The following is a 26,759-nucleotide window of genomic DNA, read 5'->3' as shown; positions in this document are numbered from 1 at the left end:
ATTGTCTCAGACTGAACGAGAGCGTGAGAACGGCGAGCTGACGAAGGTTCTTGCCTTCAACATGCTGCCGGAGCCGACCAAGGAATTCTTCACCCAGCTGCGGAAGGACGAGGTCGAGATGCTCCAACGCCTCTCTCGCATGGACCAGGAGGAGCAGGAGCAGCTGTTTCAGGCAATCAAGCTGGCTCAGTCCTTCATCACAGCAGGGAGGGCGGCGAAGTGGCTGATCATCTCGGTGGTCGGCACATTCGTGGGCTTTATGCTGCTCGCCAACAACATCCAGAAAGCGTTCGCGTGGTTTCAGGGAGCACCGAAATGGGGAAGCTTCTGATCTTCGCCTTGGCGAACTGTGCCGCAGCGGTCGCAGCCATATGGGCCGGCGACCGCAACTCGCCGACAGAGACAATCTCGGTTCGCATCCGTCCTTCGACGATCGCCGCGGGTGCAACCGGGGATGTCCTATACACCTACCAGCGCTTCAAGCTCTGCTCGCGGCATTCAGTCCGCTATGTGATCGACGCGACGGGAAGGGAGTTCCAGGTCAGTATCGAGGACAGCCCGCCGTATGTCGGCCGGATCCGCAATGAGCCCAACACCTTCATCCAGCCGTTCCGAGTCCCGCGCGCCGCGGCGCCGGGCGACGGCCAGTACCGCGTAGTCATCAGCGACGTCTGCAACCCGATCCACTACATCTGGCCGCTGACGAAGACGATCGAGATCCCATTCGTGATTGGCCGCCGACCCCGGGCTGAGCAGTACCGTCTATTACCGACCACCACCTGAGCCACCGTTGCCCTTCACCGGGTGACGGCGGCTTAACTTCGCATATCAGCAGTTTCGGGTAGCTGAAGGCCTACGTTTACGGTCAAGCGCCGAACCGATGTGTGCGAGGCTAGCGTCGAAGAAAGCGGATTGCTCGCCGAACGTGCAAGTTGCTCAAAGTTTTCGCTCACTAGACACATGCGAAAACACATGACAACTTTACGATGCGGTATCCGCTAAAAGGACCCGCATGTTTAGCATCCGGTTGCTCCCAACGGCTGGATCCTAATCAGAAACGAGCCCCGTCGCCCTCGCCAGCGGCGGGGCTTCGTTATATCCGACACCGAGCGCGAGGCCGGCGGCGGTACCATCGAGATGGACCTGACCGTCGAGGCGCATGCCGAAGGCACGCTGGTTTTGACCGGCGCCCGGCCCGGCATCGACGGCACGTACCGGTTCGTGAGCGTGACGCATAAGGCCTCGCGGTCGGGTGGCGCCACGAATTCGCTGGAAGTAAAGCAGCCGACGGCGGGTGCGGGCAAGGATGGGCGGAAGGCGGGCAATGCATTCGGGAATTATAGGTTATTAAGGCCCATACTGGCTTTAAATTCCTAATAGATACGGGCGACCATCCAGAGCCGCCCGTAATTTATGTTCAGGAGAAAGTCAAATCGCTGAACGGCGTGTTCGCTGGGAATGTCGCATCAAGCCGGCTGCCGTCAGCGCCGCCCTGAGTAAGCTTTTCAATCGAGCCGTGAGCGCGAAGGGTTGGCGCTTCGTAGGTCTTCTTGGTCATTGTTCTCTTTCTGCCGTCACAGATGGGCGACATATCTCGGGAGGTTACGTCGCGTTGGGTGCCAAAGGCGAAATGTCAGTAAGGCTCAGGCCGTAGGTTTGATCGCTTACCTCATATAACGCTAGGGCACTATTGATAACGCATTTGGTAGCTTGTGCGGGCCTGTATCGGGACACGCGCACCGAACGTGCTTGGCCGCGGCGTCGCGGAGCGCCACTGATGTACAGCTACGGCCAACGCGGAAGCTGAAATAGCTGCCGAGGTGCGGCTGAGCGCTACCGCTGAAGCGTAGGCGATCTGAGGGTAGCCCTTCAGGCACGAACCGGCGACACCTCGTGCAAAATGTCGCCGGCCCCCTGCACCTGCTTCAGCGCCGCACTGGATTCTCTTAGGCACTGGTGTCTGATCTTACAGCGTTCGACCCTGCCTGACACTTGTGCAAGGCCAACGTGTCCCTCTCATTTCGCCTTCGGCTCGCCCTTCATCGTTCGAATAGGCTGCACCACCAGTTCGACGTCTGCATCCGTTCGCTGCTCGGCCTCGAAAGCTTCGATCTGAGCAATGGCGAGGTTCGTCAACGCTGTCGAGACGTCATCGGCCGACAATCCGGCCGCCTCTGCGCGATGTGCCAGAGCGTGAAACTCTGGTTCCATCGCAAATTCGCAGTCGATGACGCGGTCGGGATGATCGACGGGGTGCTTGGGCGGATTGAAGCTCATTCCGGCAAGGTAGGGCGATCAAACCTCGACGACCAGCGGCTCTGTCGTCGTGCTGCCGGCGTGCACCCATCGCGACACCTTGCCGGTGATTGTAATGGCGTTGATGTCTTCCCGCGGCATGTCGTAGGTGATGACAACGGTCGGTCTGTCGTGCGGTTCATCGAGCGCAGCCAGGATGAAGTCTGTGTCTGGCTTGTGCATGCCGATGAAGCGCACACCTTCAATCGTGGTCGCATCACGCTCCAGGAAGCGCAGGCGTAGATACTTCTTCGAGTGCCGACGCCCTTCGGAAATCAGTCGCGTCCTATTGGTCCCGTCCAGCTCCATCAGCCCAGCGATCAGCACAACCGGTTTCTGGAAGGACATGCAGGCCATAAAGAGCGCCGACACCGGCGTAGGCGCATAGTCGCCGACGATGACGACAATATCGGCGGTCATGTCTGATGCGCCAGTCTGCGGCGAGGTGATTAGGATCTTTGTCATCAGCGGCTTCGGCGAGATTGCGTCGCGTCGGTCGTACTCGGATTAGAATAGGCACGGAAGTGCCCCGCTTCCGTCAATTCCGTTTATTCCCGCGAAGGATCCATATGGGAACGGCAAGCGTCTCGCTAAGTCTCCCCGCCTCGACGTTCGTCATGCTTTGCCCGCTCTCGATGCTCAGGACGCGGTGGTATGGAAGGCAAGCCTCTTAGCCAATCGCTCTGACGTGATCCCGGCATAGAGGCGGAAGGCCTTCACCGGCGCGACCAAGTGCCGGATGGCATATGCCTACGGGCGTGGGACGTCGGCATCCGTCTGGGAGGGAGAGGCAGTCTCATCGCTCGTTCTGGATGCTGCGTGGCTTCGGCGGGCCTTTGGTGTCGTATCCCTCGAACGGGCTGCCTTGGCCCTTCAGCAGCCGGTCGACCATGTTGGCGGTTCCCATACAGGCAAAGCAGAGGTTCTCGCACGTTCCCTTATGGCTGCAGATCGCCCATCGGGCGATATCGTCACGGTTCGGCCTGCTGCCCAGCGCCCGCAGCGACAGGGCCACCAGTCGTGCCGTCTGCGGAGTAAGCCGCGGTGTCCGCACTTCGTCGACGGCCGTCTCGAGCATTTGCGCCAGGTCGGAGATGCTTCGCCAGTTGGCCATGACCAGTTCCCGTCAGGACGAGAACGGATATAGAACATCGCTTGGGAATCCTATCCCCAAATTGAGCGACGTTGAACGTGCGACGGGGCCGCTGCCGTTCCAACTTTGGGTCGTTTCCGGCATCCAAATGCGCTGCCATATATTGGATGGGCCGCTGTAATCGTTGTCTTTCCGACTGGCCTACTGCGCGCTTGTCCGCGACCAAATCATACCCGACCCGCGGCTCACCGCCAGTGCCGGATGTGGCTAGTATCCAAATGAGCGCTGGCTCGCGTTAGTGTCTGCACGGCGGTGACGCCGTGCAGCTTTGAACCAATTCACTGAAGCCACGTCCGGAGGTTCGCGCGACCAACTAGCCGGTAATCATTTCTGCCCCGACACCCGCCGTCCGATCGAAAAATACTGGATGCCATACCGTGCCACGACCGCCGGGTCGTAGAGGTTGCGGCCGTCAAAGATCAGCGGCGCAGACAGGGTCTCGCGGATCAAATCGAAGGACGGCGCGCGGAAATTCTTCCACTCGGTGGCGATGAGGAGCGCGTCGGCGCCGCGCAGGGCGGCTTCCTTGGTGCCGCAGAGGACGAGGTCGTCGCGGTGGCCGTAAATCTCCTGGCACTGGTTCATCGCCTCGGGATCGAAGGCCTGGACGGTGGCGCCCGCAGCCCACAGCGCCTCCATGATGACGCGCGAGGAGGCCTCCCGCATGTCGTCGGTATTGGCCTTGAAAGCGAGGCCCCAGAGCGCGAAACGCTTGCCCGCGAGATCGCCGAAGTGGTGTTTCACCTTGTCGACCAGCACGGACTTCTGAGCTTGATTGCGCGCGTCGACCGCGTGAAGCACCAGCGGTTCGTACCCGATCGCCTCGGCAGAGCGGATCATGGCCGAGACATCCTTCGGAAAGCACGAGCCGCCATAGCCGAGGCCGGGATAGATGAAATGGTAGCCGATGCGGGGGTCGCTACCGATGCCCTGGCGCACCTGTTCGATGTCGGCGTCCATGAGCTCGGCGAGATTGGCCATCTCGTTCATGAAGCTGATGCGCGTGGCGAGCATGCAGTTGGCGGCATATTTGGTGAACTCGGCGCTGCGCAGCGCCATCACAATCATCTTCTCGTGGTTGCGGTTGAACGGCGCGTAGAGCTCGCGCATCAGCGCGATCGCCTCGGGATCGCTGGAGCCAACGATTATGCGATCGGGCTTAAGGCAGTCAGAGACCGCCGAGCCTTCCTTCAAAAATTCGGGGTTGGAGACGGTGCTGAATCGCAGATCGGCGCGCTGGCGTTCAGCGAGGACGCGCGACAGGGCAGCCGCAATTCTGTCGCCGGTTCCGACCGGCACCGTGCTCTTGGTGACGACCGTCTTCGGTTCGTCCATCAGGCGCCCGATCGTCTCGGCCACGGCCACGACATACTTCATGTCGGCCGAGCCGTCCTCGCCGGGCGGCGTGCCGACGGCGATAATCTGAATCGCGGCAAAGGCGACCGCTTCCTCGGGGTCGGTGGTGAACTTCAGCCGCCCTTCGGCGAAGTTCTCCCGCACCAAGCCTTCGAGGCCGGGCTCGTAGATAGGGACGATGCCCTGTTTCAGGTTCTCGACCTTGACCGGATCGACGTCGACGCAAAGGACCTCATGGCCGGCTTCGGCGAGCGCCGCGGACTGTACCAGACCAACATAGCCAATTCCAAATACGGTAACTCGCAATAACTAACTCCTATCGATACATGGACGCCTGCGTCGGCCTTCGCACTTAAAGATCGACCGGCTCTCTTAGCTGGGAAGGCACCGGGAGGAAGCCAGCTAAAAACGTCAGCTTTCTGATTGGCCCAAATCTCTGCGACAGAATGAATCTCATCGGGCAAACCCGACGTCGGAGTCCTCTCGTATGATTCATCTTGATAATGTTGCAACTCTGCAAAAATCGGACCAAAAACTAGCTTTATTGCGGAATGCCGGATCCACCCTCGATCGCACAATGCTGCAATGCAACGTAAATGTCCATCTCAGTCAGCGTTGTAGGGGCGGATACAGGCGGACACGGCAGGGACCGTGCCGGCGGCCATCGGCGACGAGGTTCTTTTCATCGCCGACAAGTCGGGTAACGGCAACCACTTCCGGGGCAGAGCCGGCAACGCTTTGCTTCTCGGCTTTGCGGTTGGACGTCAATTCCTATTCGGGGTCCCGCTACACGGCTGGCCGTTATCTCAGCACCACCGCGTTCATCGGCATTGCGGCGAATACGTCTTAGGCAGGCGTGGCGTTCATGCACTGGAAAGATATGACCGGCGCACAATCGGTCTTGGAGCCAGACGCCGGAATTGCCCGCATCCTTGCCAACAATAAAAAGCCACGAGCTTTGGTATCTACCCGCACTGGCGGGACCACGAACGATCTCTCTTCAACCGTCGGTATGATGCCGGCGACACACTCGGCTGAGACGGTGGAAGCTAACGGCTGCGGGACGTTGAGGTTGGATAGCATATCTGTATCGACCGCAGTGCTGGCGAGTGCCCCGCGCGCGGCGGCTGTTGCATCGACTTGTGGCCACGAGCGGAGCGAGCCCTACGGCATTACTCACCGGCCGCATTTACGGCGCCTTGTGGCTTGCAGGCGCGGTCGATCAAATGACCCGCAAGCTGACGAAGCATGGTTTAAGAGAAGGTTGCCGCGACAACCAATCTTCTTTCAAAAGGCTCGCATTCGGCAATCAAATATTGACAGGCTCACTGACTGAAACCGCACTGTCAGTGCGGGCGAAATGTACTGCAGCCTTCGCCCTGGCTTCGATGGGGAAGAATAGTGAATATTTGTATCCTCGTCGGTCACTTCCACAAATTCGCAGACTTTCGTCCTCAACCAGTCCCAAGGTTTGATATCCCTGCATGAGGTAATCATCCTGGCACGCCATAAAAGTAAGGAAGTCACCTTCGATGCATAATCCTGCAAAGGACTGCTATCAAACCTTCGCTGGTGCCGAGCGATCGAGAGAATTAGCGGTACGCATTGTGGGGTCCTGACCAAGGAATAGCTTCATCGAGCTTTCTACGGTCGCAAAGAGATTTGCGAGCACTTTCTCGGAGATGATACAAGCGTACTTGTGCTGGCATCTTATATCGCGCCTAAACGGCGACTTTCGGTTCAGGCGGGCGCTTCCCACTGAACACTCAGCCGACCCGAAGCCCTGGTTGCTCAACCAGCTTAAAGGTGATGAAGGCTAGCATGTAGGTGATTGGCACCACGCAGGCAGAGACAACCGCGAAGCGGCTTAGAGCTCCGAGTTGCGGCAAGTTCATGAAGGTCCAAGCAGCTACCGGCTGCATGATGAGAAGGTGCCAGAGGTACGCGCCGAACGACAAATCCCCTAGCCAACGAAAGGGTGTCGTGCCGAGCTTAGCGGATGTCCATTCCGTCACCGAGCGAAACGAACCGAGATGTCGGTGATGAACTAAGGCGAAGAACCCTGCGACTATCAAAATCCGAGCCATCGACTTCATCAGGTTCAGGTCGATCACGGGTATCGATACAAGACCGATGCCGATCAGGAAATAGGCGGCGACAGTTCCACCGCGCTGCTCCAAAGCCGCCGCGCACAGCATCCCGGCCAGAAACACCGACAGCTTGAGCGGCAAGAAGGCAGGCATTGGAAACTTGATGCCGCTGTAGCCCATGTCATCGACGAATTCACCCGGGAATGCATCGCGATCCGGATCGACCGGAAGCTCAAGTCCACGGACGTGATCGACGTCCTGTCCGACCTCTTCATCCTGCGCGGTGTGCCCAGGCATGTTCGGTCGGACAATGGCCCGGAGTTCGTTGCAAAGGCGGTGCGGGAATGGATCACAGCGGTCGGCGCCAAGACCGCCTTCATCGAGCCGGGCAGCCCTTGGGAAAATGGCTACTGCGAGAGCTTCTACTCTAAGCTCCGGGACGAACTTCTGAACGCCGAGCTGTTCTACAGCCTGGCCGAGGGGCGGATCATCATCGAGGGCTGGCGTTAGCACTACAACACCCGGCGCCCGCATTCCTCGCTCGGCTACCGCCCGCAGGCACCCAACGCCGTGGTGTGGCCGGCTACGCCAACCCAACCCGCTGCGCCGGCCACCTCAAACGTGGCCACCAAGCCCACAATGCATTAGATTTGAACCGGACCACCTGATGGGGGCAGGCCAAGTGAGGGACGAGTTCTATCAATTGCTCCAAGCATAAAAAAGGCCCGCCTGATGAGGGCGAACCTTGCTGTATTAAGAGCTAGCCACTAAAACTTTAGGCAAGCGTTTTGCAATCAGTGAACGTCTGGTGGCTAGGGTCTTTGCAGATCATAATGCTGGCTGACACAACGGCTGGCCCAGTCATAGGCGAATGACATGCCCGCTTCCGCGTCTACCAAGAAGCTCGATCCGCAGCTGGGTACGTCCAAGCTCACACCAACCGAAAAATCTTTGTCGCCGGCGCGTGGCCTCGTCATCGGATCCGCCCTGTCCCTCGCCATCTGGGCAGGCATCGCCGCCCTTATCTTCGGCTGATCTGCAGCCGCTTCGCGTGCAGACGGCGTTGCGGCGGTCTTCTCCGTCCAGAAGCCTTAGGTTCGCAGCCATGGGGCCAGTAACGGGGTATCTTGCTGCTCAATGAATCCGTATCGTTTCCGCGTGGGGACCGTAAGTAAGGCAGGAGATTAATTATGTTCAGCGCATCCACCTTCTGCCACAAGCAAGACGCCACCACGCGATCCATCCCGCGCAAACAGCCTTCCGGCTTGAAGCCGGCGCGGGGCTGATGATAGGCGCAGCACAGTCTTAGGCAATCTGGGTTGCCATCGCGTCGGTCATCTTCTCGTAGGTAAAACGGCATGAAGGAATGTCGTCGTCCGGAAAGCGGTCGGCTTTTGCGCAATCAAGACTCTTAGGTCGCCAATCGATCTCTCAGCGTTCTTCGCTTGAGGCACTTGCGGTCGGCAGACAGTCGGCGCAGCGCGCCGAGCGAGACGCCGCTGCCAACGAGTCTGAGCTAAGCGCCGTTAGCCTCGCAGGCCACACGCGCCAATATAGCGCTCCGCGCTTCCCCATGCTGCATACTTTGGCAGCTCCTGCATCCTGGTCTTGTTCAGCACCACACCCACGATCTTTTTGACGATAGCGTCGTCGGTGCCGAAGAAGGATTTCAGCAGGCCCCTCGGGGTCTTGCCCCATTCAGCGACGAGCAGGACCGAATCCAGCAGGGGCTCGACAGCCCTAGCGTCGACGGTAGCGCCCAGCGGGGGCAGGTCGACGATAATGTAGTCGAAATGCCGTCGCGCTTCGTCGATCAGCCGGCGCATCGCATCGGACGACAGATACTGGCTCGATAGGCCGCCATTGTCGATCTGCACGGCCGGAAGGATCGCCAGCGTGCTGGCACCGTCGGGCTGCAGAACATTCTGCCAGGGCTGGCCTTTCAACACCTCGACCAGACCCGTCTGCACGCCTGGAACCAGACGACGGCTCACTTCCGGATTGCGCAGGTCGGCGTCGATGAGCAACGTCCTCGCACCGTTTGCGGCCAGCATCTCGGCGAAATTGCTGGCGACTGTGGACTTGCCTTCGCCCGGAAGGATCGACGCCGTTCCGACGACACGCGCCCCGGCGCCCTTCGGTAGGAGGTCGATCGCAAGCTTGGCGCCGCGCAACGTCTCGGCAAAGGGGCTGTCCGGCATCAGCCGAGCGAAATGCATAAAACTCTCCGCCTCCGGCACCTTGCTCATGGCGAGCGTCGAGGCATCACCCTTCCCTCGACGGATCGAGGCAAGATCGCTTCTGCGCAGGAAGGGAAGATATCCCAGGAACTTCATCTTCAGTTCCCGGTCGATCTGCTCGCCCACGCGGAAGTAGCGCTCGTTCAACTCGCGCCAGAGGATGGAGCACGTCCCGACGAACAGCCCGAAGAAGACGAAAAACACCAGAATTACCAGCGAGCGCGGTCCCGAAGGGCTGGTCGGCACGTCTGCCTCGGAGATCACCCGCATCTTGCCGATCGGAAAGCTCTGCTGCTGCGACGTCGTCTCGAACCGTGCAAGGAATCTTGTGTAGAGCGCGCTCAACGCATCGGCGCGCTGCTCCAGGGCCCGAAGCTGAACCTGATCCTGGTTGGCGGTAGCACTGATCCCGCTCTCGCTCTGCAGCCCCTGTTGCAAGGAAGCTTCCCGGGCGCGCGCGACGGAGAGTTCGTTCGCATACGTTTGCGCGAGGTTCTGCATCTCGTTGAAGATCTGCCGCTCGACGCCCCGGCGTTCTTGCCGGAGCGCGACCGCCTGGGGATGCTGAGTGCCGAACTGGGCGGTGACGTCCCGCTCCCGGCGGCCGACGCTGACGAATTGCTCCCGCAGGAGATTGAGTTGCTGCCCCCCGCCCTCGGATGTCGCGATGGAAGCGTTCTGGACGGCGCTGTCGATGCCGCCCTCGACGATCGACTGCAGCCACTCCGACCGGGCCTTGGCTTTCGCGGTATCTATCTGCGCCAGAACATATTCGCGGTTGAGCCCGGTCAGGCGCTGATCGGAAACGAGGCCGTCCTTCGTCGAGGCGAGGTTCTTGTCCTTGCGGAACTGCTCCACCGCGAGCGAAGCGCTTCGCTGCGAGGCGGCGAGTTCGGCGAGGCGCGCCTGCAGCCATTCGCCGGATTGCTTCGAGGCATCGAAATTCGCGCCGAGCTGATCCTCAAGATAGGCCTTCGCATAGGCCTTGGTGATGCGGTAGGCGAGAACCGGGTCGTGCGACTTGTAGCCGAGCACCAGAACATAGCTGCGGTCGCTCCGGCCGATCAGGAGGTTAACCCGCAGTGCCTGCATCACCGACTGCTGAAGCCGCGTCGACCGTGCCGGCTCGGAGACAACAGCGGCCGCAGAACCGGCCGCGGGATCTTCGGAGCTTGCCGCCGTCTGCGCTACCGGCACGTCCGCTGCCGGCCTGTCCTTCGACACGAAGGGCGACATGGCCAGCCTTATTGCGATGCCGACCGGCTGGAGCAAGCGCTGCATCACCGAGGGCGGCGGATTGAGGAAGTCGGGATCCGTGTCCAGTTTTTCCGCCAGCATGACCTGCCGCGCCAGTCGGGTGGACTGGAGGATCTGGATCTGGTTCAGCACCATCGAGTCTGCCTGGATAAAAGCTGGAACGTCCGCCGCATCGCTGCCGAACTTCGTCAGATTTTCATCGATCAGGATTTCCGTGACGGACGTGTAGCTCGGTGGACTGAAGTAGATCCAGGCCAGCGCCACGATCAGCCCGATCGCGGCCGAGATCAGGAGTGTCCGAAGATGCCGGGCCAGCATGACCAGAAGCCGGTCGAGATAGACCATCACCTGACCCGAAGCCTTGGGGGTGCGGGCCGTCGCGAAGCTGTTCGTCATCGGAAAGGAGGGCTCCTCGTTCATCTGTCTTCCTGTTTGCTAACCGGCACCGAAACCGGAGCGGTATCTCTCGGCGCAGGCCACGTGCACCTCGACCGATGAGGTTCAGCTGCCAGCACCAGCTGCGGGCGCTGCCTGACGCTTGCACCCCATCATTGGTCGCATTGTGCCATCGCAAAAGCTTCGGCAAATTTTGCTCTTAGCGATCCCTCACCAGAACCCTCTGCGGTCCTCCCGACGGCAACAGCTAGCATGCTCCGAGTGCAATGCAGTAATATTTTCACGGAGTTTGCCGCGGCCCGGGAGGATCATGTCCCGGGGGCGCTCTCTGACGGTGGCGCTGGCTCGACCAGCCGACGACATGCTTCCGAGGTCAAGACCCAGCAGGCTTCCCGCAGGTAGCGGCGGACGTCGCCTGTACAGAGCGCCCAGAGAATCTGCCGACGTTTGGGCCAGACCAGCGTGGTCGCGCCGGGCACGAAGGTCATCAGCAGCAAATCGTCGTCCGAGATACTTTCCAGCGCGCTCGCGACCTTCGGCTGCAGATCGCCGAAATCATGATCGAAGGCGATCGATACGATCCGTAAGGCGGCGACGGCCGTCCCAGCTATCGCCTGTTTCTCCGCGCTGGCCAGGAACCTGGCAAGCGCCGCCGTATCGAAGCCCACGGCGCGATAGAGGTCGCAGATGTGGCTGCCGACCGCCTCACGATTGTAGAGCGCCTTGACGATGCTGATGGCCGACAGCAGAGGCACGTCTTCGCGCGACAAGGCCGGCAGTTGCTCGGACCGGTACGCGACGGGCACAGAACCGGACAGGAAGGCTCGCGTGTCAGCGGGCGCTGGGGAGCCAGGCTGCTGAACCCTGTGGTGGAGATCGACCGATACCGGCCGGTCACCCCGTCGCACCAAGTGCTGTTCGCCCAGGAACCACCGCCACCAGATGGAGCGCGACTCGGCCAGCTGCTCGTACTGAAGCTCGAGCAGCGCGTCGGTTGCTTTCCGAAAATGTCGATGCGCAACTAGAATATCGATATCGGCGGCGGGCCGGATGAAAAAGTCTCCGTAGAGGAGCTTCTGTTGGAGCGGTCCCTTCATGACGGTAGCGGGGATCTGCCTCACTGTGAAATGACGCATGACAGCTGCTACTTCGGAAAGCAGTACGAGGTTTTGCCCGAGCACTGAGCGGCTGTAGCTATCGGCAGCCTCAAGGAACCAACCATGCTCCTCCTGTCCCCCGCTGCGGGATAGCCCCGCTGCGGTGAGCTTCACGATTTTGTTTTCCGACGCAACCGCGAAGATACGCCTTTGCGCTGCAATATCGCGGTGGCGACCGGCAATCTCCGACACGCCTTGCCTGAAACTGGATCGCAATGCGAACAAGACAAAGTTTAAATCTTCAACTATTCCATCGTGCTCTTCGTTCGAATTACTACGATTAAACACCGCTACATTCTCGATTTTCACTGACCCGCCGTGGTATTTGCTAATTAACATGCAATATGTCCTGCACCTTGGGTCATATATTCTCTTTGGTAACCTTTTGAGATGGTAGAATTCAGCCGCCTCTCTGGGCAGAATACCAGACAATGCCTCGAACGCTACAGAGATTGCACCATTAACACCCCGTTAGGGACCCTTGACCCCACTGAGCATATATGACCAGATCACACTGCGGCGAAATGTCGGGATCTGGCGTTCAGGCCCGTTAAGCTCATCCCCAACGCTCCGGCGTTCACTTATAGAAAGGCGTTCCCCATGACCGTTTCCAAGACCAAGACTGCCTACGAAGCCCCGGCGCTGCGCGCCCACGGCTCGATCGAGAAGCTCACCCAGGGCGGCGCCGACGGTAACTTCACCGACCAGATCTTCCCGTCCAATACGCCCCGCGGCGACTTGACCTTCTCCTGATACGTTCGATCTGTGCAAAACGGGCTGTGCTGGTTTCATCCGCGCAGCCCAGTTCTCGTGAAACGATTGATGGCGATTGAGATGCAGCGAGACATTCAGCTCGATCAGGACAGCGCCCGCTTCGTTGCCCACAAGGACGCGGTAGCTTGCGACATCGGAAATGAAAAGGCCCTGCTGAACCTCGAGTCAGGGACATACTTCACGCTAAATCCGAGTGCTTCGCTGATATGGGAAATGCTGCAGGAATCGCGGACGCGACAGGAACTATGCGTTGCGCTGAGTGATGAATACGAAATTGGGCCTGAGGCATGCGCCAAGGATGTTAGCGTTATCCTGGCGGACCTTAGGACGGCAGGACTTATCGTTAATGTGGTCGCTTAAAGCTCTTAGAAAGCTAAGTTTCCCGAACATACTACTCCTGACCGAATGCTTCGCATTTGTCTTAATTATTAGGGTCGGACTGACCCTCTCCTCCTACAACGCCTTGCGCAAGGTGCTGCTTCGGGGCAATCCGACGCAAGAAGCCAGAGCCGCGGATGCCCGCCGCATTGCCTGGGCGGTTCGAAGCACCGCCGGCTTGGTTCCCAAGGCGACTTGCCTTACCCAGGCCCTCGCCGGTCAAGTCGCTCTCTCACGCCGAGGGCTGGCGTCCAACATTAAAATTGGCGTCATCCGCACTTCTGAGGGGGAACTGAAGGCGCATGCTTGGCTGCTCAGCAGCCATCAAATCATTCTCGGCGGCAATGACCGTTCGGTGGCCGACTTTACCCCTCTCGCAGAATACGGATCCAGTTCGAAATGAGCGGACTCTACGGGGTGATTCACGCGGCCTCTGACCGGCCGGTCGAGCACGCCGACCTGATAGCCCCGCTGCAACGACTGGCGCACCGCGGCCCCCATGGGCTCTTCCTCTGGCGCGAGCAGAATGCAGGGCTTGCCAATGCCCTTTTCGCGTTCGACGGCGCAACAGCGGGTATCGTCCACTCCACGGACGGTGACCTTTCGATCACCGCCGATGCGCGTATCGACAACCGCAGCGACCTCATCGAGCGCCTCGGCCTTCGAGACGCTCGAACTCTCGACGATGCTGCCATCCTTCTGGCCGCCTTTAGCCGCTGGGATGTCGGCTGCGCCGAGCACCTGCTGGGTGACTTCGCCTTCGCCGTCTGGGACAAAAGCCGCCATCGGCTGGTCTGTATCCGTGACCATTTCGGGGTGAAACCCCTCTACTACAGGCGGGATGCGGAAGGCTTCCGCTTCGGATCCGAGATCAAGGCGATTTTGGGCGAAAACGAGACGCCGGTTGTCAACGAGGCGAGGATCGCCGACTTCCTGGCCGGAATATCGGACGACCCGTCATCAACGGCCTACAGCGACATCTTCCGCGTGCCGGCCGCGCACACCCTGACCTATGAGAAGGGCGACCTGTCGGTTCGCCGCTACTGGTCGGTAGAAGCGGATCCCCTTTGCAGACCCAGCGACATCCCGGAAATGCTGCACGAGCGGCTGGATTCTGCAGTGCAGTCCCGTCTTCGCTCAACGCTTCCGATCGGGGCGATGCTGAGCGGGGGCCTTGACTCGTCCACGATTGTCGGACTTGCGGCGCCCCGACTGCAGGCAGCCGGCTCCGGCCCGCTGCGCACCTTCTCTTTTGTCTACAAAAACACTCCCTCCCTCGACGAGCGGCGGTACATCGACCAGGTCCTGGCCCAGCATGCTTGTTCCCCGCGCTTCATCGTCGCCGATCGGATGTCGCCGCTTGCGGAATTCGATCATCTGCTCGCCGAGCAGGACGATATCTTCTTCGCCCCGAGGCTGGGGATTGCCCGCAAACTGTATCAGGAGGCGTCTGCCGAGGGTATTCGGATCATGCTCGACGGACATGGCGGCGATGAGGTAATCTCGTACGGCAGCGGACGGTTGCAGGAACTGGCAGCCGAAGGTCGTTGGCTGAAGGCGAGCACCGCCATCTTGCACGAGAGCTTGCGTCACGGTAGCAATCCGGTATCTCAATTCCTAGACTACTACCAGTCTTTCGGCCGAGGCGGTCGCTTCCTAGGAGCTCCCCGTGCGCGTCTGCGCCGCGTCGTAGGCAGGCCATCGGTGGGAGCCGCAACGGCGCGCAAGCCGCTTGGCTTGACCGACGAAGGCTTTGCCGCGCGACACCGACTGACCGAACGTCTGCGGGAAAGCCAGAGATTACCGGCTGGCCCCCAGTCGATGACCGCGAAGCACCATCTGATGACCCTTCGCAACAATATTCAGGTCGACTCCTTCGAGGTGCTGGACCGCGTCTGCGCGGCTTCCGGAATCGAAGGGCGCTACCCCTTCTGGGACAGGCGGGTCGTGACCTTCTGCCTGTCCGTGCCGTCCGAAGAGGTCTTCAAGAATGGCCTTACCCGCATGACGCTTCGCCGTGCGATGCGAGACGTTCTGCCCCCGGCAATTGCCAAACGCCCCGACAAAACGAACTTCTCGTCCGAGCTCACGACCGCCCTTTCCGAGGGGAACTTGGAACTTACCAGTTCGATCTTCCTTCAAAAGCGACCGGATCTGGCCACGTTCGTCGATATGTCATCGGCAGGTGAAATATATCGGCGCTTAAAAGGCGGTGCGGATCGAATCAGCCCGACCGAGATGATGTGGCTGTGGAAGATCGTCTTTCTCTCCGAATGGCTCCGACGTCAGAATAAATCAACGATCCATGGCAGCCATGAACCAGTGTGACACCGAATTGACGGCCCCTGAAAACACCATGAAATCTGAAACTCACTTCTATAGAGTCTTCGATCTCGTGGTCGAGTCCGAGATTCCGTTGGAAGAACTGCCCGTCACCGCGCCGGCCCAGGCCGACGTCCGCATTCGTCTGCGCAAGATCGATCATGCGGCCATGCCGAAGGAGGCGCATGATGTCGTCGACTTCGGTGGGGATCAGCAACTCCTCGTCTGGCAGACAGTGGGCGCCTTCCTGATTTCCGGCACCGACGTCATCGACGTTGAGCCATGGAACGATGCAGGACCTCGCCTGATCGCCCTCCCCCTCCTCGGCACGGTGTTTGCGGTTCTCCTGCATCTGCGGGGCCTGCTCGTGCTCCATGCCAGTGCGCTGGACGTCGATGGCAGCGGTGCCGTCTTCATGGGCGACAAGGGTGCAGGCAAGTCGACCATGGCCGGAGCATTTATGGCTGCGGGCCACTCGCTCGTCACCGACGATATCGTTGCGATTAGGGCCGAGTCCGATGGGTCGTTCTCCATTTTACCAGCGATTGCACAGCTAAAGCTGTGGGAGGATGCGGCGGCCGCATTGGCACTGACGCACACCGACCGGCAGGTGAGGATCCATCCTGCCATCGAAAAGCGCCAGCACTGGCTGAAGAGCGGTTTTGCTTCGGATGCGGTCCCCGCCCGGTGCATCATGGTGCTGGCAAGATCAACTGAGACCCGGATCGTTGATTTCTCTCCGGGCGAGGCGGTGACCGAGCTTCTGCGCTTCTCGTATGTCGCGCGGTTCGGCGATTCTTTGCTGAAGGGTGCAAGGGCCGTCCGGCATCTTCAGCAGTGCTCCGCCATGGTCCAGGCCGTGCCGATCGCCCGGTTCGAGATCGCCAGCGGCCTGGAGCACCTTAAGGACGCGGTCGAGACGCTCGAGGCCAAACTAGGAGCACGGCGGCCTTGACGCTCTCTGCCTCCCAGGATCTAAAAGCACCGGCCGCGCCCACTGCTAAGGAAACACCGTCGCCGAAGGCGGCGAGGCCGACGCCTGCGGTAACGGTGAAGGAAATTCTGGGCTTTGCGCGTTTCGTGTGGCGGCAGACCGACCGCAAGGCATCACTGGCTCTGCTGTTTCTCGTGCTCGGCAGCCTGACCGAGGGCATCTCAATCCTCGTGCTGATTCCGCTGCTCCAGCTGCTTTCGAACGCCGGCGGCGACTTCACCCTCGCACTGCCGAATTCGGGTTGGATGGGATGGGTGACCGGCGGCGCAAGGGTCAGCCTCGCGACCGTTCTGACAACCTTGGTGGTCGTGGTTTCCGCCCAAGCCCTCTTCAACCGCTACAAGTCGATCTTCATGGCGGATCTGCTCTACCGCTTCATCAACCGCTTGCGCGAAGATCTCATCCTGTCGATGGCACGCGCACGGTGGAAACTGTTTTCGACGCTGCGTGAATCCGACCTCAACCACGCTCTGACTGGCGACATCGACCGCGTGCAGAGCGCGACATTCTATCTCCTGCTGCTGCTTCAGGGCCTTGTCCTCCTCGCGGCGTACCTTGGCATCTCCTTGCTCGTCTCGCCGAAGATGACACTCGTGGCCGGCAGCATCGGCGTGCTGATGTTCGCCGTCCTCCACCCTCTTCGTCGGCGGACGGCGATCTTCGGCGCACGACTGACGGCAAGCCGCCAGGAACAGTACCGAACCGTCTCGGAATTCCTGTCCGGGATGAAGATGGCGAAGAGTCTTAATATCGAGCATCGCTACGTCGACCGGTTGGGGCGCACGCTCGGCCAGATGCATTCTGAGTTCAGCAAATACACCAGGCTGACGAGCATCAGCACTGCGGCGTTTCAGATCTTCAGCGTGATTGGCCTGACGATCTTCATCTATGTCGCCCTGGTCCATGTGCGGCTGGGAATCGCGGAAATTCTGGTCATGATCGTGCTGTTCATGCGCCTTGCCCCGCGTTTCATGGAACTGCAGCTGAACCTACAGCAGATCATTCTGAACCTTCCCGCCTACCACGTGATGGAGGCCACCAAGCACCAGTTCGACGCCGCCGCCGAGGCGGAACCAAAGCCGGATGCATCGGCCGCACCAACATTGGCGCAAGGCCTGGATGTCCAAGCCGTCTCCTATGTCTACGATGCGACGACCGGCAAGGAAGCCCTTCGCGACCTGTCGTTCAGCTTGGCATCCGGCGGCATCACCGCCATCATCGGCCCGTCCGGTTCCGGCAAGAGCACGCTTGCCGACATTCTGCTGGGCCTGCTCGAGCCGACGTGTGGCAGGCTTGTCGTCGATGGGATCGCGATCGACGATCACAACCGCCGTGCTTGGCGCGAACGGGTTGCGTACGTGCCGCAGGAGGTTTTCCTCCTGCACGACACGGTCGCCGCCAACCTCCGGATCGCCAGCGCCGACGCATCGGATGCAGAATTATGGGCTGCGCTGGAAACCGCGCAGGCCGCGTCCTTCGTCCGCGCCTTGCCGCATGAGCTCGCGACCGTGGTCGGCGATCGGGGAGCGCGGCTTTCTGGCGGCGAACGGCAGCGGATCGCCCTTGCGCGCGCGCTACTGCGGCGGCCGCAACTGCTGGTCCTCGACGAGGCCACGAGCGCGCTCGACTGGAAAAACCAGTCGCTGATCGCCGATGCCGTGGCAGCCCTTCGCAGGACGATGACGGTCGTCACCATCGCACACCGCTATTCGATGATCTCGTTTGCCGATCAGGTCATCGCCCTGAAGGATGGCGTGGTAGCCGAATCCGGAAGCTTCACCGAGCAGGCCGGGCGCCCAGACAGTCTGCTGTCGCAGATGATCCTGAGAGAACAGAGAAACGACGATGCGCCAGACTGACCGGCAGCCGCCAAGGACGATGCGACCCGCCACAACCGACACCTGGAAACTCTGGAGCCCCCATGTCCACCATCAAGATTGAAAGCGGGACGCCCAACCGGCTGGGACCGCGGGCGAAACGGGTCTTCGATGTCTCCGCCGCGGCTGCCGGCGTGGTCTTTTTGAGCCCGCTGCTTCTGCTGCTGATCGCCTTGATCACCATTACCAGCCCCGGGCCCGTCTTTTACGGCCACAAGCGGATCGGCCGGTTCGGGCGCGAGTTCCGCTGCTGGAAGTTTCGAACTATGGTGCCCAATGGCGAGGCCCTGTTGGCCGCCCATTTCGCTGATCATCCGGAGGACCAGATGGAATGGTTGCGCACGCGTAAGCTCCAGCGCGATCCTCGGGTCACCCCTATCGGGCGAATTCTGCGCAAGCTCAGCCTTGATGAGCTTCCGCAACTAATCAACATAATCACGGGAGAGATGAGCGTCGTTGGGCCACGTCCGGTCGTCGCCGACGAACTGAGTTACTATGGCGTACATCAAAATTCCTACCTGCAAACCTGCCCAGGTTTGACGGGGCTGTGGCAGGTCAGCGGCCGAAGCGACGTTTCCTATGAACGGCGCGTAGATTTCGATCGTCAGTACAGCCAGGACTGGACGTTTACGCTGGACATGATGATCATCCTTCGCACGATCCCGGCGGTTTGCTTCGCCCGCGGCAGCGTTTAACACCATCGCGCTGATGAGAAGACCCAGGTGTACCTCCGAGACATCTTGGGAGCCATGCTGCGAGGATCGGCTCATCAGAGAATATTGCTGCCGGCGGAGGTGAAATGGCGTAGGAGTTCGTTTCCTGCGACGATGGTCGCAGGAGAGGACAAGGGGCCTCGGATGGCTTAATTCACTGCGCCCGCCTGACTGAACCGGGGCTGCACCGGCGTGACACCGGCAGGTCTCTCTAACCTGCCCGCCGGATGCGGAAGGTACGCTTTATGAAGATCTCCCGACGGCTGTTCTTCAAACCACTCGAAAACGAGATCTACGGCACCGCCGCCGTCGCGTTGTATATCTTCGTCTTCGCGTATTCCGTCCGGTTCGGCGCCGGCTCGATGCCCGGCTCGATGAAGGCGGTCTTGGCGCCGACCGCTGTGATCCATTCCCGCACCGCCTTTGCAACGAACTCCGGGCCATTGTCGGACCGAACATGCCCGGGCACACCGCGCAGGATGAAGAGGTCGGACAGGACGTCGATCACGTCCGTGGACTTGAGCTTCCGGTCGATCCGGATCGCGATGCATTCCCGGGTGAATTCGTTGATGACATCCGCGCAAACGCATAGCGTTTGTCGCCAGGCATTCGGAACTTCCGCCCGTCGTGGGTGCGATCCTCGACGAAGTCATAGGACCAGACATGGTTGGGATATTCCGGCCGCAGCCGGACGCACGAACCGTCGTTCAGCCAGAGCCAGCCTCGCTTTGGTTGCCGGGCCGGCACCTTGAGGCCCTCCTGGCGCCAGATCCGCTCGACGCGCTTCAGGTTGACCAACCAGCCCGCCTATTGCAGCAATGCCGTGATCCGTCGATAGCCATAGGGACCATACTGAGTTGCGAGCTCAACGATGTCGGCCGTCAGTGCCGCGTCGTCGAGACGGCCCCTGGGCACCTTACGCTGTGTCGACCGATGCTGCCCCAGAACCCGGCACGCCAACCGCTCCGATACGCCGAACTTCATCACGGCGTGGTCGATGCATTGGCGACGGCGGGCGGGGCTCACCAATTTCCCGAGGCAGCTTCCTTCAAGATCAGCTTCTCGAGGGTGAGATCAGAGACCGCCTTGCGCAGCCGCTCATTCTCCTTCTCCAGGTCCTTCAACCGTTTCACCTGGTCGGACTTCAGCCCGCCAAACTCCTTGCGCCATCGATAGTAGGTAAACGGCGTCACGCTGATTGTGCGGACAGCCTTCGACACCGATCGGCTCTGTGACAACAGCATGTCGACCTGCCTCAGCTTGGCGACGATCTCTTCAAGTTGGTGCTATTTTCTGCGGCATTCCTATTGGGTTCATGGATTCTCCGAGGCAGAACGATTGTGGGAAAAGTTCTACATCACCGCCCGCAACGACTTCCATTTTAACAATACCTATATTGAGATGATGGTCGAGCTCGGTGTCGTTGGATTGGTCCTGCTGGTCAGGATGATCCTTTCCGCCATAGCTCGCCCGCTCGGCAAAATCATCGGGGGAAACAAGGACTACGACCTGATCGTACTCACCGGTTTCATTTTCCTTCTGATCTCACGCTCGTTCTTCGAGATCGACCTGACCTTCCCCTACACGATCGGATCATTCCTCTTCTATTACGCCTATGCCCACCTCAAGCTTCGCAGCAACCCTGCAAAGCGGTCAGCACCGACCATCATTCCTGTGCTCCTTGGTCGGCCCATCAACAGCTGACATCGGGATAAGGACTGCCCGCCTCAAGGCCGGCGGTCGCTCCCTCTTGCTCCCCAACCAGCAGCGCACGAACCTTCTGCGCGTAGCGATCGATGTCGCAATTCGCGACCACCCATTCTCGATTTCTTCGCCCGATGGCGGCTCGGGCCTCAGCGCTAAGGGCGAGGAGATCCGTCAATGCCCGTCCTAGATCTGCTGGATCGCCCGGCCGAACGATCCATTCGGGACTGACTTCCGGCAGATAGTCAGCGATCCCGTCCGTTCTGGTCACGACAACCGGCTTGCCACAGGCCATCGCCTCGATGATGCCGCTCACCCCGGCGGCATAATTCACAGCCTTCAGCGGCACAGCGACGGCGTCGCAATCGCGATACGCAGTCCTCAGCGCGTCGTATGAAACCCTTGGCATCACCCTGACATTGGGTCTGTTGCGGCTATCGACCTTCTCGGATCCGTTGAAGCCGTTGGCGTAAACGTCAAATTCGGCATCGACGTTTGCGGCGGCTTTTAACAGCGTCGCATAGTCACGGCTTTCCGACCCACAAGACATGACTTTGGCGACCGCATATTTCTTGGTGCCATGCTCGGGCAGGAAGAACTTTGTATCCACCCAATTGCTGAGGAGAAGAATCTTGGCCTCTGGAACATGGCAGTCTTCGACAAGCCGCCGTCTTTGGTCCTCACTGACAACGATAAAGCCGGCGAAGCCCTTGTGACCCAGAAGACGCAACAGTCCTGCCTTGCGGACGGTGACATTATGCACCACACAAACCATTCGCCCCTTCCATCGCCTGACCTTCAACAGCGCAGAGAGAGGCAGACCAATATCTTCTCCAGTCACGTAGCAACTATCGAAATGGGCAGCTTTTGCCGCAAACTCAAAGACCGAGCCGTAAATCGGCCGCCGGCGAAATAAAAAACGAAACCATCTTCCGCGCTGAAAACTGGCAGCGGTATAAGACACGAAAGTTGATTGCATGATTGAACCTACCGCCATGAACTCCTTTCGGGGAGCGCCCAGCCTATACTGACGCTCTCTTTCATCACGATAAGCCCCTTTACCAAGAATAATCGCGTTACGGTGTATAATATTAAGACCGCCTCTTGCAACAACTGTTATTGGAACTGTAATTTCTACTTTTTCGCGAATGGCTGGTAGCATGGCATACCCACTGATTTCAACATAATACAAATTCTTACCGCCATTGGAGCAATGTAGAATGCGGTAAATAAATTGCGCAACCCTTCATTGTGCATAGCGCAAAATATTTCGCGTTGCACAGTCGGCCGGAGTATGGACGCCCCTTCTCTGATGGCAGGTCGCCGACCCGCTTGCCAACGTGGAAGGCCCCCCGGGGCCTGGCTTTGAAAAGAAGGCCAGCGTGGCTATGATCATGTGCCTGACGTTCAGCCCCCGAAACCTTGCTATCGATGCCTACTTGAGACTGAAGCGCCTCGAACGCCTTACCCCCAACGCCATGTTCCGAGCCTTGCAACGGAGGCCACCGTTTGCAGACCAGATCGCTATAATTCTAGAGATTAGCAAGCCAAGAAGCGCCGGAATCCCCGCCGCTCGGCCGAAAGGACCTCAATCGAACGAAGCCAGCTCTGGAGGCGTCCCCGTTTCGGTTCTCGGCGGCAATCGCAGCGGGTGTGTATGGAGTCGCCCCAAGCGAGTGGAAAAGGCTATATAGGGAAACTGCATTCCCATCACTTCCTCCCGGAGAACCCAACCCTTTCATGGCGTTCAGCAATAAGCCCTTTCGCGGCAAACGAGAGCCCGCAGCACGCGTCCGTCTGTCCTCAGATCTCAGTGATCACGTCGTCTACGCCGTCGGAGACGTCCATGGCTGCCTGGATGAACTGCTGGCGTTGGAGTCGGAAATCATTGCCGATGCGGCAAAGCTGCCCGGGCGCAAGACGATCGTGATGCTCGGCGACTACATCGACCGAGGACCGGCATCTTCAGGCGTGCTGGACCATCTCCTGGCGCCGCCGCCGGAAGGGTTCGACCGCATCTGCCTGTGTGGAAATCATGAAGTGGCCATGCTCGACTTTGCCGAGGGACGGCTCGAGCGCCGTCAGTGGGTGGCGATCGGCGGGGCGCAGACCCTGCTGAGCTATGGCCTAGACGAGACTAAGGCGGACTATGGCGGACCGAAAGCCGGCGACGAGCTGCTACGGTCACGGCTCCCGGCCGCACACCTCGCGTTCCTTCGTGAAATGCCGGTGCTGTTGCAGACGCCGAATTACCTCTTCGTCCACGCCGGTATTCGCCCCGGCGTCCCCATCGACAAGCAGACCGACCGCGAGATGACGACGCTGCGATCTAAGTTCGCGGAAACCACCCATTTCCTAGAACAGTTTGTCGTCCACGGCCATACGCCCGTGACCAACCCGAGGCTAGACGGCCGCCACCTGAACATCGATACCGGGGCCTATTTCAGCGGCCGTCTCACTGGCGTCCGCATCTGGCGCAATACCGGCAGGTTCTTGAGCGGCGTGTCAGCGCATGCTCGCCGACCGTAAGCGAGGCGCTTCGCGTCCGGCGGCAGCAGCGCCGGCAGCACAGGCGGTCGCGTCAGATGCTCCGCTACCCCGGCACCGGGGCGGAAGGACCAATTCGTTATGTCGTACGCTCCAGCATTACACGGCGGCGCGCTGTTCGTCGTGGTAGTAAGCCGCGTAGCGCTCGATGTAGCGATCCGAAGCTGCATCGGAGCCATAGCGCTGCAAGAGTTTCATATCTGTCTTGTTCAGGATCATGCCGAGCAGCTTCTGCGCGACCCCTGGCTCGTCCTGAAGCGTGGAACGCACGAGCGCGCGTGGCGTCTGCCCCCATTCGGCCACTAGGATAAAACCATCCGCCAGGGGTTCGAACGCCTTGGCATCCACCACCGGACCAAGGGGCGGAAGATCGACGACGATGTAGTCGAAATGCCGCCGCGCCTCTTCCAGCAGCTGTCGGATGCCAGGCCCCGACAGCAGCGCGCTTGTATGCGAGAGATAGCCGCCGATCAACGAAGGAATAACCGCAAGTCCGGTCGGCGCGTCGGTGACGACGGCATCATGCCAATGGACGTCTCCAACGATACAGTCGAGAAGGCCACGGGCCGGCTCGGTCAGGAGGCGTCGGCTCAGGCCAGGATTACGAAGATCGGCATCGATGAGCAATGTCTTGTGCCCCGTGGCCGCCGTGAGAGAGGCAAAATTTGCCGCCGTCGTGGTCTTTCCTTCATGCGGCAAGACAGACACGAAACCTATGACCTTGCACCCGTTCTCCAACGAGATGTCGGCGGCGATCTTGGAATTGCGAAGGGTTTCGGCAAAGGACGAGGCGGGCGCGTTGACGGCGTAGCTGAGGCTGGGTGGAATCAGTCGTCCCTCGACGTGCGACGCATCGCTTGGCGGAGACACGGCCACCCCCCGCCGGAAGAACCGGAGCCGCTGAGCGCCGCCATCCTGCCGGGGCAGATGCCCAAGGAATTTCAGCCCCAGCGCGTGGCTGACGTCCTCGCTGGTGCGGAAGAACCGCTCTTTGAACTCGCGCAAGGCAACGATGGCTGCGCCCGCGAAAAGGCCCAGCACCAGGAAGAGCGCGAGCGCCATCGTATTGCGCGGGCTCGACGGCACGACGGGATCGGTCGCCTCGGAGATCACCCGCGCCTTCGCGATCGGGAAGGAACTCTGCTGCGAGGCCTCCTCATAGCGCGTCAGGAACGTCTGGTAGAGGGTCGAGAGCGCGAGAGCCTGCTGCTCGAGAGCCCGCAGGCGAACCATCGAGTTACCGCTCTTTGAACTCTCGCCCGTCAGCTGCCCGAGACTGGTCCGCAGCGAATCCTCCCGCGACTTGGCGACTTCGTACTCGTTGCGATAGCTGTCGGTCAGCTGCTGCAACTCGGCGAAAATCTGGCGCGTCAGATCCTGCTCCTCGCGCCGGAGGCTGACCGCCTGCGGATGGTCGGCGCCGAACTGGGTCGTGACTTCCTGCTCGCGCTTGCGAACGGCCAGATAGCGCTGCTTGAGATCGACGATTGTCGCCGTTCCCGGCTGATCGGCGTTGGAGATGGTCGCGTTCTGGACGGCGTTATCGACGCCGCCCTCGATGATCGACCGAAACTGGTTATAGCGGGCGAGGGTCTTTGCCGTCTCCGCCTGTGCTAGGATCAACTGACTATTCAGGTCGGACAACTGCTGGTCGGAGATCAGCTCGCCGCCGGCGCTCGTCAGCCCATTCTCGGCGCGGAATTTCTCGACCTCGAGCGCAGCGTTCTGGGAGCTGAGACGCAGTTCGGTGAGCCGGTCCTGGAGCCAGACCGTCGCTTGCCTTGTGGCGTCGAAATTGGCATCGAGCTGGTCGAGGAGATAAGCCTTGGCGTAGGCACGGGTGACCGCCCCAGCAAGGCTCGGATCGTCGGCTCGGAATGACAGGAGGATCACCGAGCTGCGGCCAACGCGCTCGACGGCCAGCGACTCCTGCAGGAGCGCAATCGCCTTACTGATCCTCGCGTTGTTCGATGCTGACATGGAGACTTCCGGAGACGTCGGAAGGCCGAAGACGCGTTTTGCCGCGTCCTTGACGCGCTTTCCGACGGAAACAGGCGGGCTGACGAAGTCGGCGTTCGCATCCAGCTTTTCCGCAAGAACCACCGTGCGTGCGAGCCGGGCGGACTTCAGGATCTCGATTTCGTTCAGAACGATCGAGTCCATCTGCTGGGGCGCCGGTCCGCGCCGGTTATCCTCGGCGTAGCGCCCCAATTCCTGGTCCAGCAGGATCTGTGTCGAGGCCGTGTAGAGGCGTGTTGCGACTACGAGGTAGGCCGCGCCGAGCACGAGCCCCAGCAAGGCCGCCAGAGCGAGAGTGCGCCAATTCCGCTTGGCGATGCTGAAGAGATGGTCGAGATCGATGAAATCATCGGCACGGCTGGCCATGGCAGACAAGATTGAGACATGACCTGGAAGGTGAGAGTTGCTCTGGTTCATCGCTCGCGCCTCCGCGCATCATGTCCCAAAATCGGGATCGTACTCGCCGAGATCAGGCGTTCTTGAAGCCTGGCGTAGTTGGCGACTGATTGCCGGTCCGCCAGGCTTCCGCAGTGCGGTAGAGACATAGACCGCACCACCCGGTTTGGGCAATACGGCCTCGACGAGCGTCAGGCTACCGTGACGCGGCCGCCATAGCTTTTGACCATCTCGGAGATGGGCTCGTAGACCAGCTCGCGAATGTCGTCCCGCGCCAGGGCGAAGGCGACATTGGCCTGGATGAAGCCATCCTTGGCACCGCAATCGAAGGTCTTGCCGGCATAGGGCCTGGCGAAGAACTTCTGGTTTTCCGACAGGCGCAGCATGGCGTCCGTCAACTGGATTTCATTGCCTGCGCCCTTAGCCTGGGTCCCAAGGATCTCGAACACCTCGGGCTGCAGGACATAGCGGCCGTTGATGTAGTAGTTCGACGGAGCAACGGCCGGTGCTGGCTTCTCGACCATCTCGGTGATCGCAAAACCGCTGCCGACGGCATCGCCCTTGCCGACGATGCCGTAGCTGCCGGTCTGGCTGGGATCGCACTGCTCGACCGCAATCACGTTGCCGCCCGTCGTCCCGTAGAGATCGATGAGACCGGACAGACACCCTTCCTCGCCGAAGCAAACCATGTCCGGCAGCAGGACGGCAAAAGGCTCGTCGCCGATGATGTCGCGGGCGCACCAGATCGCATGCCCGAGACCCAGCGGCGACTGCTGACGAGTGAAGCTCATCGAGCCCGGCGGTGGCAAGATGGCCTCCAGCGCGTTCAACTGATCCTTTTTGCCCTTCTCCGAAAGGGTAAGATACAGCTCAGGCTGGATGTCGAAATAGTCCTCGATGGTCGCCTTGTTGCGCCCGGTCACGAAGACGATATGCTCGATGCCGGCTTCCAAAGCCTCATCCACGGCGTACTGCACGACCGGCCTATCGACGATGGTAAGCATTTCCTTCGGCATGGACTTGGTTGCCGGAAGAAAGCGCGTGCCGAGGCCTGCGACCGGAATGACGGCCTTTCTGACTTTTTTCATGCT

General features: G+C 60.3%; 24 protein-coding genes and 2 pseudogenes. 14 read left to right on the top strand and 12 right to left on the bottom strand.

The window, feature by feature from the left end:
* Nucleotide 1: 1 nt before the first annotated feature.
* From ACZLZY_RS05155 to ACZLZY_RS05145, 3 genes are all read left to right on the top strand, one after another.
* Nucleotides 2-331 (top strand): hypothetical protein, encoded by a 330-nt coding sequence (locus ACZLZY_RS05155; RefSeq protein ID WP_472932367.1) that lies wholly within the window; start codon nucleotides 2-4, stop codon nucleotides 329-331.
* Nucleotides 316-783 (top strand): hypothetical protein, encoded by a 468-nt coding sequence (locus ACZLZY_RS05150; protein ID WP_472932366.1) that lies wholly within the window; start codon nucleotides 316-318, stop codon nucleotides 781-783. The genes ACZLZY_RS05155 and ACZLZY_RS05150 overlap by 16 nt, the downstream gene beginning before the upstream one ends.
* A gap of 354 nt (nucleotides 784-1,137) precedes the next feature.
* Complete coding sequence (locus ACZLZY_RS05145; protein WP_472932365.1) at nucleotides 1,138-1,377, top strand: hypothetical protein; 240 nt, start codon at nucleotides 1,138-1,140, stop codon at nucleotides 1,375-1,377.
* A gap of 40 nt (nucleotides 1,378-1,417) precedes the next feature.
* Here the strand turns inward: ACZLZY_RS05145 and ACZLZY_RS05140 are convergent, their stop codons facing one another.
* From ACZLZY_RS05140 to ACZLZY_RS05115, 6 genes are all read right to left on the bottom strand, one after another.
* Nucleotides 1,418-1,558: a lasso RiPP family leader peptide-containing protein gene (locus ACZLZY_RS05140; protein WP_472932364.1), complete on the bottom strand. Its 141-nt coding sequence runs from the start codon at nucleotides 1,556-1,558 to the stop codon at nucleotides 1,418-1,420.
* A gap of 458 nt (nucleotides 1,559-2,016) precedes the next feature.
* Entirely contained in the window at nucleotides 2,017-2,277 is a 261-nt protein-coding gene (locus ACZLZY_RS05135; RefSeq protein WP_472932363.1) for a hypothetical protein, read from the bottom strand.
* 18 nt (nucleotides 2,278-2,295) lie between these two features.
* On the bottom strand, nucleotides 2,296-2,760 hold the full coding sequence (locus tag ACZLZY_RS05130) for a metallophosphoesterase family protein (RefSeq protein WP_472932362.1): 465 nt from the start codon (nucleotides 2,758-2,760) through the stop codon (nucleotides 2,296-2,298).
* Nucleotides 2,761-3,091: 331 nt separating this feature from the next.
* A complete protein-coding gene (locus ACZLZY_RS05125) occupies nucleotides 3,092-3,409 on the bottom strand; it encodes a hypothetical protein (RefSeq protein ID WP_472932361.1) in 318 nt (105 codons plus the stop codon).
* A 363-nt stretch (nucleotides 3,410-3,772) separates the two neighbouring features.
* Nucleotides 3,773-5,110, bottom strand: coding sequence for a UDP-glucose dehydrogenase family protein (locus tag ACZLZY_RS05120; RefSeq protein ID WP_472932360.1), 1,338 nt, complete (start codon nucleotides 5,108-5,110; stop codon nucleotides 3,773-3,775).
* Between the two features lie 1,460 nt (nucleotides 5,111-6,570).
* Nucleotides 6,571-7,074, bottom strand: a complete 504-nt coding sequence (locus tag ACZLZY_RS05115; protein WP_472932359.1) for an acyltransferase family protein — start codon at nucleotides 7,072-7,074, stop codon at nucleotides 6,571-6,573.
* On the opposite strand from ACZLZY_RS05115, the pseudogene ACZLZY_RS05110 reads away from it, so the two are divergent.
* Nucleotides 7,072-7,542: pseudogene (locus tag ACZLZY_RS05110) on the top strand (integrase core domain-containing protein); the annotation flags it as partial. The gene ACZLZY_RS05115 and the pseudogene ACZLZY_RS05110 sit on opposite strands and share 3 nt — an antisense overlap.
* Nucleotides 7,543-7,770: 228 nt before the next feature.
* Entirely contained in the window at nucleotides 7,771-7,929 is a 159-nt protein-coding gene (locus tag ACZLZY_RS05105; protein ID WP_472932358.1) for a hypothetical protein, read from the top strand.
* Nucleotides 7,930-8,420: 491 nt separating this feature from the next.
* On the opposite strand, the gene ACZLZY_RS05100 is transcribed toward ACZLZY_RS05105, so the two are convergent.
* Both ACZLZY_RS05100 and ACZLZY_RS05095 read right to left on the bottom strand, forming a co-directional pair.
* Nucleotides 8,421-10,811 (bottom strand): succinoglycan biosynthesis protein ExoP, encoded by a 2,391-nt coding sequence (locus tag ACZLZY_RS05100; protein WP_472932357.1) that lies wholly within the window; start codon nucleotides 10,809-10,811, stop codon nucleotides 8,421-8,423.
* Between the two features lie 284 nt (nucleotides 10,812-11,095).
* Complete coding sequence (locus ACZLZY_RS05095) at nucleotides 11,096-12,283, bottom strand: nucleotidyltransferase family protein (protein ID WP_472932356.1); 1,188 nt, start codon at nucleotides 12,281-12,283, stop codon at nucleotides 11,096-11,098.
* A 261-nt stretch (nucleotides 12,284-12,544) separates the two neighbouring features.
* On the opposite strand from ACZLZY_RS05095, the gene ACZLZY_RS05090 reads away from it, so the two are divergent.
* From ACZLZY_RS05090 to ACZLZY_RS05060, 7 genes are all read left to right on the top strand, one after another.
* Nucleotides 12,545-12,697 (top strand): lasso RiPP family leader peptide-containing protein, encoded by a 153-nt coding sequence (locus ACZLZY_RS05090; RefSeq protein WP_472932355.1) that lies wholly within the window; start codon nucleotides 12,545-12,547, stop codon nucleotides 12,695-12,697.
* Nucleotides 12,698-12,766: 69 nt separating this feature from the next.
* A complete protein-coding gene (locus ACZLZY_RS05085) occupies nucleotides 12,767-13,078 on the top strand; it encodes a PqqD family protein (protein ID WP_472932354.1) in 312 nt (103 codons plus the stop codon).
* Nucleotides 13,065-13,499 (top strand): lasso peptide biosynthesis B2 protein, encoded by a 435-nt coding sequence (locus ACZLZY_RS05080; RefSeq protein ID WP_472932353.1) that lies wholly within the window; start codon nucleotides 13,065-13,067, stop codon nucleotides 13,497-13,499. The genes ACZLZY_RS05085 and ACZLZY_RS05080 overlap by 14 nt, the downstream gene beginning before the upstream one ends.
* Entirely contained in the window at nucleotides 13,496-15,424 is a 1,929-nt protein-coding gene (locus ACZLZY_RS05075; protein WP_472932352.1) for an asparagine synthase-related protein, read from the top strand. Before ACZLZY_RS05080 ends, ACZLZY_RS05075 begins: the two co-directional genes overlap by 4 nt.
* Nucleotides 15,402-16,373 (top strand): phosphoenolpyruvate carboxykinase (ATP), encoded by a 972-nt coding sequence (locus ACZLZY_RS05070; protein ID WP_472932351.1) that lies wholly within the window; start codon nucleotides 15,402-15,404, stop codon nucleotides 16,371-16,373. Before ACZLZY_RS05075 ends, ACZLZY_RS05070 begins: the two co-directional genes overlap by 23 nt.
* The gene (locus ACZLZY_RS05065) at nucleotides 16,370-18,271 is read left to right on the top strand and encodes an ABC transporter ATP-binding protein (protein ID WP_472932350.1); all 1,902 of its coding nucleotides are present in this window, start codon (nucleotides 16,370-16,372) and stop codon (nucleotides 18,269-18,271) included. The genes ACZLZY_RS05070 and ACZLZY_RS05065 overlap by 4 nt, the downstream gene beginning before the upstream one ends.
* Nucleotides 18,272-18,333: 62 nt before the next feature.
* Complete coding sequence (locus ACZLZY_RS05060; protein ID WP_472932349.1) at nucleotides 18,334-18,984, top strand: sugar transferase; 651 nt, start codon at nucleotides 18,334-18,336, stop codon at nucleotides 18,982-18,984.
* Between the two features lie 382 nt (nucleotides 18,985-19,366).
* Here the strand turns inward: ACZLZY_RS05060 and ACZLZY_RS05055 are convergent.
* Nucleotides 19,367-20,304: pseudogene (locus ACZLZY_RS05055) on the bottom strand (IS3 family transposase); the annotation flags it as partial.
* A 36-nt stretch (nucleotides 20,305-20,340) separates the two neighbouring features.
* Between ACZLZY_RS05055 and ACZLZY_RS05050 the strand changes: the two are divergent.
* Nucleotides 20,341-20,706 (top strand): hypothetical protein, encoded by a 366-nt coding sequence (locus ACZLZY_RS05050; RefSeq protein WP_472932348.1) that lies wholly within the window; start codon nucleotides 20,341-20,343, stop codon nucleotides 20,704-20,706.
* Here ACZLZY_RS05050 and ACZLZY_RS05045 read toward each other — a convergent pair.
* Nucleotides 20,696-21,868, bottom strand: a complete 1,173-nt coding sequence (locus tag ACZLZY_RS05045) for a glycosyltransferase family 4 protein (protein ID WP_472932347.1) — start codon at nucleotides 21,866-21,868, stop codon at nucleotides 20,696-20,698. The two genes, ACZLZY_RS05050 and ACZLZY_RS05045, sit on opposite strands and share 11 nt — an antisense overlap.
* A gap of 578 nt (nucleotides 21,869-22,446) precedes the next feature.
* Between ACZLZY_RS05045 and ACZLZY_RS05040 the strand changes: the two genes are divergently transcribed.
* Nucleotides 22,447-23,235 carry a metallophosphoesterase family protein gene (locus ACZLZY_RS05040; RefSeq protein WP_472932346.1) on the top strand — a complete coding sequence of 263 codons (789 nt, stop codon included), beginning with the start codon at nucleotides 22,447-22,449 and terminating at the stop codon, nucleotides 23,233-23,235.
* Between the two features lie 117 nt (nucleotides 23,236-23,352).
* Here the strand turns inward: ACZLZY_RS05040 and ACZLZY_RS05035 are convergent, their stop codons facing one another.
* Nucleotides 23,353-25,689, bottom strand: coding sequence for a succinoglycan biosynthesis protein ExoP (locus tag ACZLZY_RS05035; RefSeq protein WP_472932345.1), 2,337 nt, complete (start codon nucleotides 25,687-25,689; stop codon nucleotides 23,353-23,355).
* A 170-nt stretch (nucleotides 25,690-25,859) separates the two neighbouring features.
* On the bottom strand, nucleotides 25,860-26,756 hold the full coding sequence (locus ACZLZY_RS05030) for a UTP--glucose-1-phosphate uridylyltransferase (RefSeq protein ID WP_472932344.1): 897 nt from the start codon (nucleotides 26,754-26,756) through the stop codon (nucleotides 25,860-25,862).
* Nucleotides 26,757-26,759 lie beyond the last annotated feature (3 nt).

This window comes from Mesocryomonas lacus, from assembly GCF_055730135.2.
This window is presented reverse-complemented; position numbering and strand designations above follow the sequence as displayed.